This window comes from Klebsiella sp. I138, assembly GCF_051131765.1.
Classification (GTDB): Bacteria; Pseudomonadota; Gammaproteobacteria; order Enterobacterales; family Enterobacteriaceae; genus Klebsiella.
This window is the reverse complement of sequence record NZ_CP180447.1, coordinates 3,744,715-3,758,305: the sequence shown is the minus strand read 5'-3', so window position 1 is coordinate 3,758,305 and position 13,591 is coordinate 3,744,715. Positions and strand designations below refer to the sequence as shown.

10 protein-coding genes are annotated in these 13,591 nt (G+C 57.3%); 3 read left to right on the top strand and 7 right to left on the bottom strand.

Going from position 1 to position 13,591, the window contains the following annotated elements; genetic code table 11:
- The first annotated feature begins 261 nt into the window (after positions 1-261).
- Positions 262-1,575, top strand: a complete 1,314-nt coding sequence (gltP, locus tag ACMYSK_RS17580; protein WP_434637316.1) for a glutamate/aspartate:proton symporter GltP — start codon at positions 262-264, stop codon at positions 1,573-1,575.
- Positions 1,576-1,676: 101 nt separating this feature from the next.
- On the opposite strand, the gene ACMYSK_RS17575 is transcribed toward gltP, so the two are convergent.
- Positions 1,677-2,360, bottom strand: a complete 684-nt coding sequence (locus tag ACMYSK_RS17575; RefSeq protein ID WP_434637314.1) for a tetratricopeptide repeat protein — start codon at positions 2,358-2,360, stop codon at positions 1,677-1,679.
- A gap of 214 nt (positions 2,361-2,574) precedes the next feature.
- Positions 2,575-4,722 carry a formate dehydrogenase subunit alpha gene (gene fdhF / locus ACMYSK_RS17570; RefSeq protein WP_434637312.1) on the bottom strand — a complete coding sequence of 716 codons (2,148 nt, stop codon included), beginning with the start codon at positions 4,720-4,722 and terminating at the stop codon, positions 2,575-2,577.
- A 273-nt stretch (positions 4,723-4,995) separates the two neighbouring features.
- Between fdhF and ACMYSK_RS17565 the strand changes: the two genes are divergently transcribed.
- On the top strand, positions 4,996-5,724 hold the full coding sequence (locus ACMYSK_RS17565; protein WP_434637310.1) for a response regulator: 729 nt from the start codon (positions 4,996-4,998) through the stop codon (positions 5,722-5,724).
- A 38-nt stretch (positions 5,725-5,762) separates the two neighbouring features.
- On the opposite strand, the gene ACMYSK_RS17560 is transcribed toward ACMYSK_RS17565, so the two are convergent.
- Genes ACMYSK_RS17560 through ACMYSK_RS17550 form a run of 3 tightly spaced genes read right to left on the bottom strand, consistent with a single transcriptional unit; the run spans position 5,763 to position 9,254 of the window.
- Positions 5,763-6,704 carry an ABC transporter substrate-binding protein gene (locus ACMYSK_RS17560; protein WP_434637307.1) on the bottom strand — a complete coding sequence of 314 codons (942 nt, stop codon included), beginning with the start codon at positions 6,702-6,704 and terminating at the stop codon, positions 5,763-5,765.
- Between the two features lie 31 nt (positions 6,705-6,735).
- Positions 6,736-7,737, bottom strand: a complete 1,002-nt coding sequence (locus ACMYSK_RS17555) for an ABC transporter permease subunit (protein WP_434637305.1) — start codon at positions 7,735-7,737, stop codon at positions 6,736-6,738.
- Positions 7,734-9,254 carry a sugar ABC transporter ATP-binding protein gene (locus tag ACMYSK_RS17550; RefSeq protein ID WP_434637303.1) on the bottom strand — a complete coding sequence of 507 codons (1,521 nt, stop codon included), beginning with the start codon at positions 9,252-9,254 and terminating at the stop codon, positions 7,734-7,736. The genes ACMYSK_RS17555 and ACMYSK_RS17550 overlap by 4 nt, the downstream gene beginning before the upstream one ends.
- Positions 9,255-9,440: 186 nt before the next feature.
- Between ACMYSK_RS17550 and ACMYSK_RS17545 the strand changes: the two genes are divergently transcribed.
- Positions 9,441-12,047, top strand: coding sequence for an ATP-binding protein (locus ACMYSK_RS17545; protein WP_434637302.1), 2,607 nt, complete (start codon positions 9,441-9,443; stop codon positions 12,045-12,047).
- On the opposite strand, the gene alsK is transcribed toward ACMYSK_RS17545, so the two are convergent.
- Positions 11,959-12,906 carry an allose kinase gene (alsK, locus tag ACMYSK_RS17540; RefSeq protein WP_434637301.1) on the bottom strand — a complete coding sequence of 316 codons (948 nt, stop codon included), beginning with the start codon at positions 12,904-12,906 and terminating at the stop codon, positions 11,959-11,961. The two genes, ACMYSK_RS17545 and alsK, sit on opposite strands and share 89 nt — an antisense overlap.
- Positions 12,890-13,585: a D-allulose 6-phosphate 3-epimerase gene (alsE, locus tag ACMYSK_RS17535; RefSeq protein ID WP_434644181.1), complete on the bottom strand. Its 696-nt coding sequence runs from the start codon at positions 13,583-13,585 to the stop codon at positions 12,890-12,892. The genes alsK and alsE overlap by 17 nt, the downstream gene beginning before the upstream one ends.
- Positions 13,586-13,591: the final 6 nt, after the last annotated feature.

The following is a 13,591-nucleotide window of genomic DNA, read 5'->3' as shown; positions in this document are numbered from 1 at the left end:
TACAGAAATGAATTTATAGAAATGGAATTTATGAAATTTTTTTTATAACAAATACTTATGCAACGTAAGTGGGGAAAGTTAGCGAGTTTATGCATAAACGCAGAGAAAAGCCCTGTTCTTAAACGCTTGCGTAGCATGCCGTGCAGATGATACTGATACCGCGCGTTAAAAAACTCCATAAAGCAACGCAACACAATTCATACCCCTTTCAGTGGGCATCATGACTTCCGGGAATGGTGCCTTTCATTGAGGAAGTCTGTAGTGAAGAAAACAACAAAAGTCAGCCTGGCCTGGCAAATTTTGCTGGCCCTGGTGCTGGGCATCCTGCTGGGTAGCTACCTGCATTATCATGCCGACGACCGTGACTGGTTAATTGCGAATTTACTGACGCCAGCGGGCGATATCTTTATCCATCTGATCAAGATGATTGTCGTACCCATTGTGATTTCCACGCTGATTGTCGGGATTGCGGGCGTAGGCGATGCAAAACAGCTGGGCCGTATCGGCGCGAAAACGATTATCTATTTTGAAGTCATTACCACGGTAGCGATTGTGCTGGGGATTACCCTGGCGAACGTTTTCCAGCCGGGCAGCGGCATTGATATGTCGCAGCTGGCGGCGGTGGATATTTCGAAATATCAGAGTACGACGGCGGAAGTACAAAGCCATGCGCACGGACTGATGGGAACAATACTGTCGCTGGTGCCGACCAATATCGTCGCGTCGATGGCGAAAGGCGATATGCTGCCGATTATCTTCTTCTCAGTACTGTTCGGCCTGGGGCTCTCTTCGCTGCCGGCGACGCATCGTGAACCGCTGGTCACCGTTTTCCGCTCCATTTCTGAAACCATGTTCAAAGTCACTCATATGGTCATGCGCTATGCGCCGGTCGGGGTGTTTGCGCTGATCTCGGTTACCGTGGCGACCTTTGGCTTTGCCTCCCTGTGGCCGTTAGCCAAGCTGGTGATTCTGGTCTACTTCGCGATTGCGTTTTTTGCGCTGGTGGTTCTGGGGATCGTGGCGCGGATATGTGGGTTAAGTATCTGGATTCTGATCCGTATCCTGAAAGACGAACTGATTCTGGCGTACTCCACCGCCAGCTCCGAGAGCGTATTGCCGCGTATTATTGAGAAGATGGAAGCCTACGGTGCACCGGCTTCTATTACCAGTTTTGTCGTGCCGACCGGCTACTCATTTAACCTCGATGGCTCAACGCTGTATCAGAGTATTGCGGCGATCTTTATTGCCCAGCTGTACGGTATTGACCTGTCGCTGTGGCAGGAAATCACCCTGGTGTTGACTCTGATGGTGACGTCGAAAGGGATTGCTGGCGTGCCTGGCGTCTCCTTCGTGGTGCTGCTGGCAACGCTGGGAAGCGTGGGGATCCCGCTGGAAGGGCTGGCCTTTATTGCCGGCGTTGACCGTATCCTCGATATGGCGCGTACCGCGCTGAACGTGGTGGGCAATGCGCTGGCGGTGCTGGTGATCGCTAAGTGGGAACACAAGTTTGACCGCAAAAAAGCGCTGGCGTACGAGCGTGAAGTGCTGGGTAAATTTGATAAGACGGCTCAGTAGGCCGCTCACCCGTTATAAATAAAAACCCCGGCGCTATGCGTCGGGGTTTTTTGGTTTTCTCGCACCAGTCATTCGCCAGCAAAATCTCGTGGCTGAAGAGATTATCCCTTCGTCATCCGTTCAAACTCTTCACAGCCGGTATCAAACCCCTCCTGACAGCTGACGTTGAGCCAGTGCAGGGCTTTCTGCGGGTTCGGTTCAATAAAGCCTTTTTCGCCCTGCAGGAACATCATCCCGGCCCAGTATTCGGCATAGCCGGTACGGGACAGCGAGGAGCTACGTTTAAAATAGTCCGTTGCCCTGGCATCATCCTCTGCCATCTGAACACCGCTGGCGTAAATCAAACCCAGCAGCATCTGAGCGTCGACCGCGGAATCGCTTTCAGGGTCCTGGGCGGCATCCTGTAACAGGGTGATGGCATGTGAATAGTCGGTCGGTCCGGCCTGGTGGTTAACCAGCACGCGGGCCAGGATAATCTCTCCCGCCTTGCTGCCAACCTGTACCGCCTTCTCCGCCAGCTGTCTGGCCTGTTTGTAATCGGCCTGCTGCGGATTGCGAATTTTTAACTGAGCCAGCAGCGCCAGCGCGTCACCGTCGCCGTTATCGGCCGACTTTTGCGCCCAGTATTCAGCCTGCTGATAATCACCGGAGCTGACGTAGGTATCGGCAAGATAGTACTGCGCGCGCGGATCGCCGGCCTCCGCCTGTTGTTTGTACTGGCTGCCGGGTTCCATGGCGCCCGCGGTAAGAGAGAGCAGCGTAAGAAGCAAATAGAGGTATTTCATTCTTTATTATCAGTTGGGAAAACAGCGAGCAGTATAAAGGGAGGTGAAAAAGAAGAAAACGGCAGCAACTGGCAGGTTTGGTGAAACACCGGTGACGGGATACCGTACGGGGAAATCCCGGGGGCGGCGCTGACGCGCCTTGCCCGGGCTACGGGGTCGTGCCGTCCCGTAGCCCGGACAAATGCGAAGCACCGCCTCCGGGGAGGCGGCTTTATTAACCCATTGCGCTTTCGCGCAGGCGGGCTTTCAGCGTGTTGTACTCGTCAATCACATACTGCTCGGCGGCGCGCTGATCGGTGATGCGTTCAACGTTCACGGCGCAGTACTTGTACTCCGGCGTCTTGGTAATCGGGCTTAAGTTCTCCGAGACCAGCTCGTTACAGGCGCCAATCCACCACTGGTAGGTCATATAGACCGCCCCTTTATTCGGCCGGTCACTGACCTGCGCACGGGTGATGATCCGCCCTTTGCGCGAGTTGACCCACACCAGCGCTTCATCTTCAATCCCCAGGCGCGCGGCGTCGGCGGTATTGATTTGCGCATAGCCCGGTTCATCCGCCAGGGCGGCCAGCGCCGCACAGTTGCCGGTCATGGAGCGGCACGAATAGTGGCCCACTTCCCGCACGGTGGAGAGCACCATCGGATACTCGTCGGTGAGCTTATCGATCGGCGCAACCCAGTCGCAGGTGAAGAACTGCGCCAGGCCGTTCGGGGTGTCGAACTTCTCTTTAAACAGATAAGAGGTCCCCTGATCGGCATCGGATTCGTCGCGACACGGCCACATGATGTAGCCCAGCTCGCCCATTTTCTCGTAGGTGGCGCCGTAAAAATCAGGGCACAGATGCCGCAACTCATCCCAGATCTCCTGGGTGTTGTTGTAGTGCATCGGATAGCCCATCCGGGTAGCGATTTCGCTGATGATCTGCCAGTCAGTTTTTAGGTCCCACTTCGGCTCTACCGCTTTAAAGAAGCGCTGGAAGCCACGGTCGGCGGCGGTATAGACGCCTTCATGCTCGCCCCACGACGTTGACGGTAAAATCACATCCGCCGCCGACGCGGTTTTGGTCATAAAGATGTCCTGGACGATAACCAGCTCCAGCTCCTCAAACGCTTTACGCACGGCGGAGAGCTCGGCGTCGGTCTGGAGCGGATCTTCACCCATGATGTATGCGGCACGCACTTCGCCATGTGCCGCGCGGTGCGGCAGCTCGCTGATGCGGTAGCCGGTGTGCGCCGGCAGGCTGTCGACACCCCAGGCTTTGGCGAACTTCTCGCGGTTTTCCGGGAATTTTACATACTGATAGCCCGGATAGGTGTCCGGCAGCGCGCCCATATCGCAGGCGCCCTGGACGTTGTTCTGTCCGCGCACCGGGTTGACGCCAACGCTCGGCTTGCCGAGGTTGCCGGTCATGATCGCCAGGCTGGTCAGCGAGCGCACGGTTTCTACCCCTTGATAGAACTGGGTGACGCCCATGCCCCACAGAATGGCGGCGGATTTGGCATTCGCATACATCCGGGCACATTCGCGGATTTGCTGGGCGCTGACGCCGGTGATCGCTTCCACTGACTCCGGCGTGTAGCCTTCGACGATTTTACGATACTCTTCGAAGCCCTCGGTACGGCTGGCGACAAAAGATTTATCGTAGAGATTCTCTTCAATAATGACGTGGCCGATGGCATTAAGCAGCGCGATATTCGAGCCATTTTTCAGCGCAACGTGCATATCCGCAATGCGTGCAGTTTCAATTTTACGCGGATCGCAGACGATAATTTTCGCCCCATTGCGTTTGGCGTTAATCACGTGATTCGCCACAATAGGGTGTGAATCTGCCGGGTTATACCCGAAGATAAACACGAGATCGGTGTTATCAATCTCTGTGATGGCATTACTCATGGCGCCATTACCGACCGACTGGTGCAGACCTGCAACCGAAGGGCCGTGTCAGACGCGCGCGCAGCAGTCAACGTTATTGGTACCAATAACGGCGCGCGCGAATTTTTGCATCACATAGTTGGTTTCGTTACCCGTCCCACGGGACGAGCCGGTAGTCTGAATCGCGTCCGGACCGTACTTCGCTTTAATGGCGCTGAGACGAGTGGCGACGTAGTCGAGCGCTTCATCCCAGGAGACGGATTCCAGTTTGCCGCCACGCTGACGGCGGATCATTGGGGTTTTCAGGCGCGGGGTGAGGATCTGGGTATCGTTAATAAAATCCCAGCCATAATAGCCTTTCAGACACAGGGTTCCCTGGTTGGTTTTCCCCTGTGCCGCCTCAGCCCGGACGATTTTGCCGTTATCGACCACCAGGTTGATTTTGCAACCTGATGCGCAATACGGGCAAACCGTGACGACTTTTTTCATCGGTCTTGCTCCAGTTCATCAATGGGCGCATATGCGCTATCACACCGTCAATATGCATCTTCTATGCCATGTTTTCACTGTGGGTATTAACTGATGATACGTCGATTTTTTGGGCTAAATGCTGACGAAAAGCAGGGCGTCGTCAGTTTTGACGTGTCGAAGAGGGGAGAGATGTGACATGGATTGAAGAAACGCGATCCCGGAATGGATTTGTCGGGAGGCCTTTGCTGAATTAATCAGACAGAGATCGTTCCGTGCGGGCAGAGGCAAGTAATGAAACCGGTCATTTTAGTGGTGGATGACGACAGCGCGATTGGCGAACTGCTCAGCGATGTGCTTAGCGCGCATGTTTTTGACGTGCTGGTGTGCCAGACCGGTAGCGATGCGCTGGCGGTGGCGGCGCAGCGGGCAGATATCTCCCTGGTGCTGCTGGATATGATTCTCCCCGACACTAACGGGCTGCTGGTACTGCAACAGCTGCAGCGCAGCCGGCCTGATTTACCGGTTGTGATGTTAACCGGTCTCGGTAGCGAAGCCGATGTGGTGGTCGGGCTGGAAATGGGTGCCGATGATTATATTGCCAAGCCGTTTAATTCCCGGGTGGTGGTGGCGCGGGTGAAAGCGGTGCTCAGGCGCAGCGGCGCACTCAGCGCTGAAGGCGCGAGCGGCGGAGCGGGGCTGCTGTTTAACGGCTGGCGGCTGGATACGTTTCGCTGTGAGTTGTTTAATCCCCAGCAGCAGGCGGTGCCGCTGACTCAGGGAGAATACAGTCTGCTGCTGGCGCTGGCGCAAAACGCCCGCCGGGTGCTCAATCGCGAACAACTGCTGGCCTTGACTCATAGCGAGAGTACCGACGTCTTTGACCGAACGATTGACGTGCTGATCATGCGCCTGCGGCGCAAAATCGAACCAAACCCGCACCAGCCGACGTTGATCAAAACCTTACGCGGCCTGGGCTACGTGTTCGCCGCGGACGTTGTCCACGGTGACAGGGCGGCATAACCCCGGCAGCCGTTGCGCCACCGGGGATATATGGCGCCTTACTTCACGGTCCAGCCCTTGTAACTGCCGATATTGTTTTTATCGATCATTGTCACCGGGATCAGCACCGGCGCGGCGGGTGCTGGTTTACCCTGCAAAATGTCGTAACCGATTTCCACCGCTTTTGCCGCCATGACCTGCGGGTCCTGCGCAGGGGTGGCGACAAAGAGTGAGTTTTTACGTTTCAGGGCCTCTTCACCGTCCGGGCTGCCATCGACACCAACGATAAAGAACTCATGACGCTGTGCCTGTTTGGCCGCCAGATCGGCGCCGATCGCGGTGGGGTCGTTAATCGCAAAGACGCCGTCGATTTTCGGATTCGCCGCCAGCAATGAAGTCATAATTTCCAGGCCTCCTTCACGGCTGCCTTTCGCGTTCTGGTTGTAGGAGAGCACCTTAATCTCCGGGTGGCGCGCAAATTCGGCCTGGCAGCCCTCGACACGATTCTGTACCGCAGAAACCGGCGGTCCGTTGATAATCACCACACTCCCTTTCCCTTTCAGGCGGTCGGTAATGTATTTACAGGCCATTTCTCCCGCCTGAGTGTTATCTGAGGTGATAGTGGCATTGGCGCCTTCGGCGGCCACGTCCACTGCCACTACCACAATGCCTGCGTCTTTCGCCCGTTTCACCGCCGGACCAATCCCTTTCGAGTCGGCGGCATTGAGGATAATCATGTCGACTTTAGCCGCAATAAAGTTATCGATCTGCGCCACCTGCTGACCCAGATCGTAACCGCTGGAAACCAGCGTCACTTTTACGTTGTCCCCGGCCAGCTTACGGGCTTCCAGCTCCGCGCCTTTGGTTATCTGCACAAAGAACGGGTTGGCTAAATCCCCCACCGTGACGCCGATTGACTTCAGCTCTTTGGCCTGGGTAAAGGGCGCTGCGGCAAGCAGCGCGCCGGCACAGAGCGCGGTTACTAAGGGTTTTAAACGCATACTGTTTTCCTCTGTCTGTAGGGTATTGTTGTTATGCACTTTGATGGTGTCGGGTACGGTATTTGTCGATCAGTACCGCAATGATGATCACCGCCCCTTTGATCACCAGTTGCCAGAAATAGGAGACCCCCATCAGCGTCATGCCGTTATTAAGGGTGGCGATAATCAGCGCCCCGACCAGTGTGCCGGTGATGGTGCCGATACCGCCGACGAAGCTGGTCCCGCCGAGAATAACGGCGGCGATGGCATCCAGCTCATAGCCCACGCCGAGGTTGCCGTTGGCACTGTACAGCCGCGAGGCGCTCATGACGCCGCCCAGTCCGGAGAGCAGCCCGCTCATGCCATAGACAAACAGCAGCACCAGCCACACTTTGATCCCGGTCAGCCGTGCTGCCTGCATGTTGCCGCCTACGGCGTAGATATGAACGCCCAGGGTCGTACGACGTAGAATGAACCAGCACACCGCCACCACCAGTAACGCGATCACCACCAGCCAGGGAATAGGCCCGAGATAATCATTGCCGATCCATTCAAAGCTGATATCGGAATTAATCACCGTGGTGCCGTCGGCCAGCAGATAAGCCGCCCCGCGCAGGGCCGTATAGGTCCCGAGCGTTACGATAAACGGCGGCAGCCCGGCGAAGGCCACCAGCGCCCCATTAAACAGGCCAAGCAGCAGGCCGAGCATCAGCGCTGCGGGAATGGAAAGCAGGGACAGCTCCGGGGTCAGTGATACCACCATGGCAGCGACCGCGGTGGTCCCGAGAATTGAACCAACGGACAGATCGATCCCACCGGTCAGAATGATGAAGGTCATTCCGGCGGCGAGCACGATGTTGATTGATGCCTGGCGGGTAATATTCAGCAGATTACTTTCGGTAAAGAAATTCGGCGCGATAAAGCCAAATACCGCCACAATCAGGATTAAAATCGGCAAGATACCGACCGTTTGTACCAGATCGCCCATCAGCATTTTTTTCGCTGATGCGGATTTTGCCACCGGCTTCGCGGCGGTCTCTTTGTGTGTTGTCATGGTTGTACCGCCTTAAGGTGAGAGTCGTTCACGCCGGTAGCCAGCGTCATAATACTTTCCTGGCTGATGCCGCCGACCTGGAGCTCGCCGACAATGCTGCCTTCACGCATGACGTAGACCCGGTCGCTCATGCCGACCACTTCGGGTAATTCGCTGGAGATCATCAGGATGGCTACCCCCTGGTGGGCCATCTGATTCATGATGCGGTAAATCTCGCTTTTGGCGCCGACGTCAACACCGCGCGTCGGTTCATCAAGCAGCAAAATGCGCGGGCCGATAGCGACCCAGCGGGAGATCAGCAGCTTTTGCTGGTTGCCACCGGAAAGGCCGCCGGCCCGCACCTGCGAATGCGGCACGCGGATGTTGAGCAGGGCGATCGCATCGTCGGAGAGGGTCTGTGCCTTTTTGCGGTTGAGCATGCCCCAGTGGGCATCTCGTTCGAGGGTGGCCATGGTGATGTTTTCCTGCGCGGCCATCTCAAGGAACAGCCCCTGCTCCTTGCGGTTTTCGGTGAGAAAGCCGATGCCAAGATCGATGGCCTCGCGCGGCGAGTGAATGACCACCGGCTCGCCGTCGATCTCAATGACGCCGCCGGTGGCCTTACGCACGCCGAAAATCAGCTGCGCCAGCTCCGAGCGGCCGGCGCCGACCAGCCCGGCCAGGCCGACTATCTCCCCGGCGCGTACCACGAGGCTGCTGGCCTTCACTTTGCCGCCGTCGGTCAAATCCTGTACCCGCAGCCGGGACTGGCCCGGCGGAATATCGCGCTCTTTGTTGAACAGATCGCTTAACGGACGGCCAACCATCATCCGCACCAGTTCGGAGGCGTTGAGCTTGTCACGGGTCAGGCTGCCGACGTACTGGCCGTCGCGTAGTACGCTGACGCGGTCGGACAGTTCATACACCTCGGCCATGCGGTGACTGATATAAATAATCGCCATACCTTCGTCGCGCAGGCGCAAAATCAGTTCAAACAGGCGCTGGGTTTCACGGGAGGAGAGGGCGGCGGTCGGTTCATCCATCACCAGAACCCGGCTGTTACGATGCAGGGCGCGGGCGATCTCGACCTGCTGCTGTTCGGCAATGGTCAGCGTCATCACCCGGTCGCTGGCCTTAAACTGGGCGCCGAGGCGGTCAATGACCGCCTGAGCCTGATTAAGCATCTCTTTGCGCAGCACCAGGCCGCCGCGCGCCAGTTCGCTGCCGAGGAAAATATTCTCCGCGACGGTTAAATTCGGTGCCAGCTGCATCTCCTGGTAGATCAGTGTGATCCCGGCGGCCAGCGCATCTTTTGGCCCTTTAATGGCGTGCGGTTTTCCGTCGATCAGGATCTCGCCGCGGGTGGCGGTATACGCCCCTGCGAGGATCTTCATCAACGTGCTTTTGCCGGCGCCGTTCTCCCCCATTAATGCATGGATCTCGCCGGGCCATACCGTCAGATCGACGCCTTTTAGCGCATAAAACTTGCCAAAGGCTTTGGCAATATTGCGCATAGATAGTACCGGGGTCCCCTGCATGGCGGCTCTCCTGCGAGCATGATCGAGAGTCGCAGTGCACCACAGCACGATAAATGCAAAATGTCAGATGCCGTTCATATTTGTCATATTGATGAATAGTTAACCTGGCTCACAATTACGCGATGTGGCGCTCCCGGTCATGGTCTGCAACCGCCAGGATAAATAAAAAAATCGTGGAGCTGACCCATGTCGTCCCATCGCAACCCGTTTTTTGCCAGCGCTCGCGGGCGTCTGCTGTCGTTTAATTTGCTGATGGTTGCGGTCACGCTGATGGTGGCCGGCGTCGCGGTGCTGGGTTTTCGCCACGCCAGCGTGCTACAGGAACAGGTCCAACGGCAGACGCTGGACGATATGACCGGCAGTATGAATCTGGCTCGCGATACCGCCAACGTGGCCACCGCAGCGGTTCGCCTCTCGCAGGTTGTTGGCGCGCTGGAGTATAAAAGCGAGGCGGAACGGCTGCTGGAGACCCAGCAGGCTCTGAAATATTCACTCTCTCATCTTGCCGCTGCGCCGCTGGCGCAGCAGGAGCTGGCGCTGGTAGCCAGTATTATTCGCCGCAGCAATGAGTTGCAGCAGAGCGTGGGCGGCATGCTGGAACGCGGTCAGCGCCGCCACCTACAGCGCAATGAGCTGCTCAGCTCGCTGTATCAGAACCAGAGCTATCTCCGGCATATTCAGGATCTTAACGATCGGCATGGCGCGGAGGCGATCGATTCCCGGCAGCTGGCGGAGATGGATCGGCTGATCGTTGCTGCCACTCATACTTCGACGCCGCGATCGATCGTCCAGCAGCTGGATAAGGTGAGAGGGTTTCTGCCGAAAACCAGCCCTGACCCGACGTTGGACGCAATTCTGCTGGATTTTAATGGTGAACTGGCCAGGCTGGAGCCGCTGTCGGCGCAGCTTGAGGAGAGCGATCTGGCCATTGGCTGGTATATGTTTCACATTAAGGCGCTGGTGGCGCTGCTCAACAGCGATATTAATCAATATGTTGCCAGAGTCGCCCAGGCATCCGAACTGCGGGCGACACAAAGCCATCAGGAGCTGCGCTCCATCAGCACGTTTATTTTGCTGTCGGCGATGCTGGCGCTGGTGATAACCGGCTGTGCCAGCTGGTATATCTACCGTAACCTCGGCTCAAACCTGACCGCTATCTCCCGCGCGATGTCACGGCTGGCCCACGGTGAGCAGGATGTTTCCGTTCCTGGGCTCCAGCGGCGCGATGAGCTGGGGGAGCTGGCGCGTGCCTTCAACGTTTTTGCCCGCAATACTGCCTCGCTGGCCCATACCTCTCTGCTACTGAAAGAAAAAAGCACCCTGCTGGAGACCACCTTTCACGCGATGCGCGACGGTTTTGCCCTGTTTGATAATCAGGGGCTGCTGGTGGTGTGGAACCCGCAGTATCCGCTGCTGTTGGGGCTGGCAGCCAATGAACTGCAGCGCGGTATTCACTACCAGCATCTGCTGGGTCAGGCCGCCCCTCTGGCGGAACACATCCGGGAGAACCTGGCCCGTCCGCTCCCCAAACCTCAGGAGCTACAGCTGGCGGGCGACCGTACCATTGAGCTGCGCTTTAGCCCGGTCCCCGGGCGTGGCCTGGTGAACGTGGTGTTGGACAGGACCGAACGTAAAGGGCTGGAACAGGCGCTGGTTCACAGCCAGAAAATGAAAGCCGTGGGTCAGCTGACCGGCGGCCTGGCGCATGATTTTAATAACCTGCTGGCGGTGATTATGGGCAGTCTTGAGCTGGTTCAGCCGCAGGACGCGGATATTCCGCGGATCTCCCGGGCACGAAAAGCCGCGGAGCGCGGGGCATTGTTAACCCAGCGGCTGCTGGCCTTCTCGCGCAAACAGTCATTGCACCCGAACGCCGTTGCCATGCAACCGCTGCTGGAGAACCTTGGCGAACTGATGCGTCATTCTCTGCCGCCGGCGCTGAGCCTGGAGATTGAAGCCCAGTCGCCGGCCTGGCCTGCATGGATTGACGTGGGCCAGCTGGAAAACGCGATTATTAATCTGGTGATGAACGCTCGTGATGCGATGGAAGGGCGGCCCGGGGTGATTAAGCTACGCACCTGGAACCAGCGCGTGGCCCGCAGCGACGGGCGGCGCCAGGATATGGTCGCGCTGGAGGTGATCGACCACGGCAGCGGAATGTCGCAGGAGGTGAAAGCGCAGGTGTTTGAACCATTCTTTACCACGAAACAAACCGGCAGCGGCAGCGGTCTGGGGCTGTCGATGGTTTATGGTTTTGTCCGCCAGTCTGGCGGGCGAGTGGCCATTGAGAGCGCTCCGGGCCAGGGGACGACGGTGCGCTTACAGCTGCCGCGTGCGGCGGTACAGGCGGTGACCGGTGGCGCGCTGCCGGAAGCGGAGCAGACGATGAGCGGTGAGCGGCTGGCGCTGGTGCTGGAAGATGAGGCTGATGTGCGCCAGACCCTCTGCGAGCAGCTGCATCAGCTTGGCTGGTTAACCCTGGAAGCAGAGAATGGCGAGCAGGCGCTGCAATTGCTTGATGCCTCGACGGAAATCGCGCTGTTGATTAGCGATCTGATGCTGCCGGGGCGGCTGAGCGGTGTAGAAGTGATTAACGAAACGCAGCGCCGTTTCCCGACGGTTGCGGTACTGCTGATAAGCGGCCAGGATCTGCGCCCGGCGCACAATCCCGCGCTGCCGGACGTGGAGCTGTTGCGTAAGCCCTTCAGCCGGACACAGTTGAGGCAGGCGCTGCGACAGGTTGGGGCAAATAACGGTAGCGGGCCAGCGTCGCTGCCCCTTGAGCACCATTAAATGTTGAGGAGGATGCGGTAAGAAACTGCACCGCCTGATAAGGCAGTGGACGGCGAATATGCGCTTTTGTCATAGCGAGCAGCGCCTCGCGTGAAAAGCCGGACATGTCCATTACTCCCCCGCCGAGGATCACCGCATCCGGATCGAACAGGTTGATGCCGGTGGCGATTGCGCGGGCGGCATGGTGCAGGAGCGCCTGGACAAATGGCTCCTCGGCGGCGTGTAAAAACAGCTCACCAAGTGCATAGTTGCGCGGTTGTTGTTCATACCAGCGTTTGAGCGCGATGCCGGAACAGACGGTTTCCAGACAGCCGGGATTACCGCAGCCGCAGAGGAGTGCGTTGTCGCCCTGCGGGATATGACCCAACTCTCCCGCCACGCCGTGCGCACCTGTCCACGGTCCGCCGTTTAACCAGATGGCAAAGCCCATGCCGGTGCCGAGATAAGCGGCTAACACCTGTTGCGCCTGCAAACCATTTTCCTGTACGTCAAATGAGAGCTGGAGATTCACATCGCGGGAAAATTCGACCGGACAGGCCAGCGAATGCTCCAGCTCATCAGCGAGCGTACGCAGAGTCTCTGGTGGTAACGAGAGATTTGGGGTGGAGATAATCGTCCGTTTATCTCTGCCTACCAATGCCGGAAAGCCCATCACCAGACCGCAGCAATGTGCCTGAAAGCGGTCAAGCTGCTGCTGAATCAACGTCGTGATCCCGTTCACCAGGCCGCCAGGCGCGATCACCTCGGCGGTGCGAAGCTTCTCGCAATGCAGAGTTTCACCCTGCGCGGTTTGCAGGCAAAAGCGGATATGGGTTGCGCCCATGTCCACTCCTGCGACGACTTTAAGCTGTTTTTGCATGAGGGAATACCTCGTTTTTGGCAGCCAGAATCTGCTCTGCCATTATCTGCCACGCGTCGTGAATATTGTCGCCATGGTTAAAGAGACCTGAGGTACCGACGATAAAGACGTCCGCGCCTGCCGCCATCAGTTTTTCATAGGTCGCTGTATTGCATGAGCCGTCGATCTCAATCTCGTAGCTCAGTCCTTCACGTTCGCGCCACGCTTTTAGTTCGCCGATCTTCTCCAGCATTTCAGGGATAAACGGCTGGCCCGCGAAGCCGGGATCGACGGTCATCACCGTAATTTTGTCGGCCTTGTGGATGTAATATTTCATCGTTTCAACGGATGTTTCCGGATTGAGAATAAGCCCGACCTTCATGCCGTGGCGGCGAATCTCATCGATCAGACGGAAAGCCTGGCCGTTTATAGTTTCCGGATGCAGGGTGATAAAGTCCGCACCTGCCTGCGCCAGCTGGCCGATGTAATCCTGTGGCCGGGTGACCATCAGATGGCAGTCCAGTGGTTTACTGGCTAGCTTCTTCACCTGGCTGACGAAAAATGGCGATAGCGTCAGATTAGGGACAAAGTGGCCATCCATGATGTCGATGTGAAAGTAATCTGCATGCCGATCGATAAATTCGATCTGTTCCTGGAATTTCAGCAGGTCCATACACATTAAAGAAGGGGCAATTTTCATCATAAT

Coding starts and splice junctions, on each gene's coding strand:
- ACMYSK_RS17575 (WP_434637314.1), bottom strand. CDS start 2,360: ATGAAATACCTCTATTTGCTTCTTACGCTGCTCTCTCTTACCGCGGGC.
- ACMYSK_RS17565 (WP_434637310.1), top strand. CDS start 4,996: ATGAAACCGGTCATTTTAGTGGTGGATGACGACAGCGCGATTGGCGAA.
- ACMYSK_RS17560 (WP_434637307.1), bottom strand. CDS start 6,704: ATGCGTTTAAAACCCTTAGTAACCGCGCTCTGTGCCGGCGCGCTGCTT.
- ACMYSK_RS17555 (WP_434637305.1), bottom strand. CDS start 7,737: ATGACAACACACAAAGAGACCGCCGCGAAGCCGGTGGCAAAATCCGCA.
- ACMYSK_RS17550 (WP_434637303.1), bottom strand. CDS start 9,254: ATGCAGGGGACCCCGGTACTATCTATGCGCAATATTGCCAAAGCCTTT.
- ACMYSK_RS17545 (WP_434637302.1), top strand. CDS start 9,441: ATGTCGTCCCATCGCAACCCGTTTTTTGCCAGCGCTCGCGGGCGTCTG.
- alsK (WP_434637301.1), bottom strand. CDS start 12,906: ATGCAAAAACAGCTTAAAGTCGTCGCAGGAGTGGACATGGGCGCAACC.
- alsE (WP_434644181.1), bottom strand. CDS start 13,585: ATGAAAATTGCCCCTTCTTTAATGTGTATGGACCTGCTGAAATTCCAG.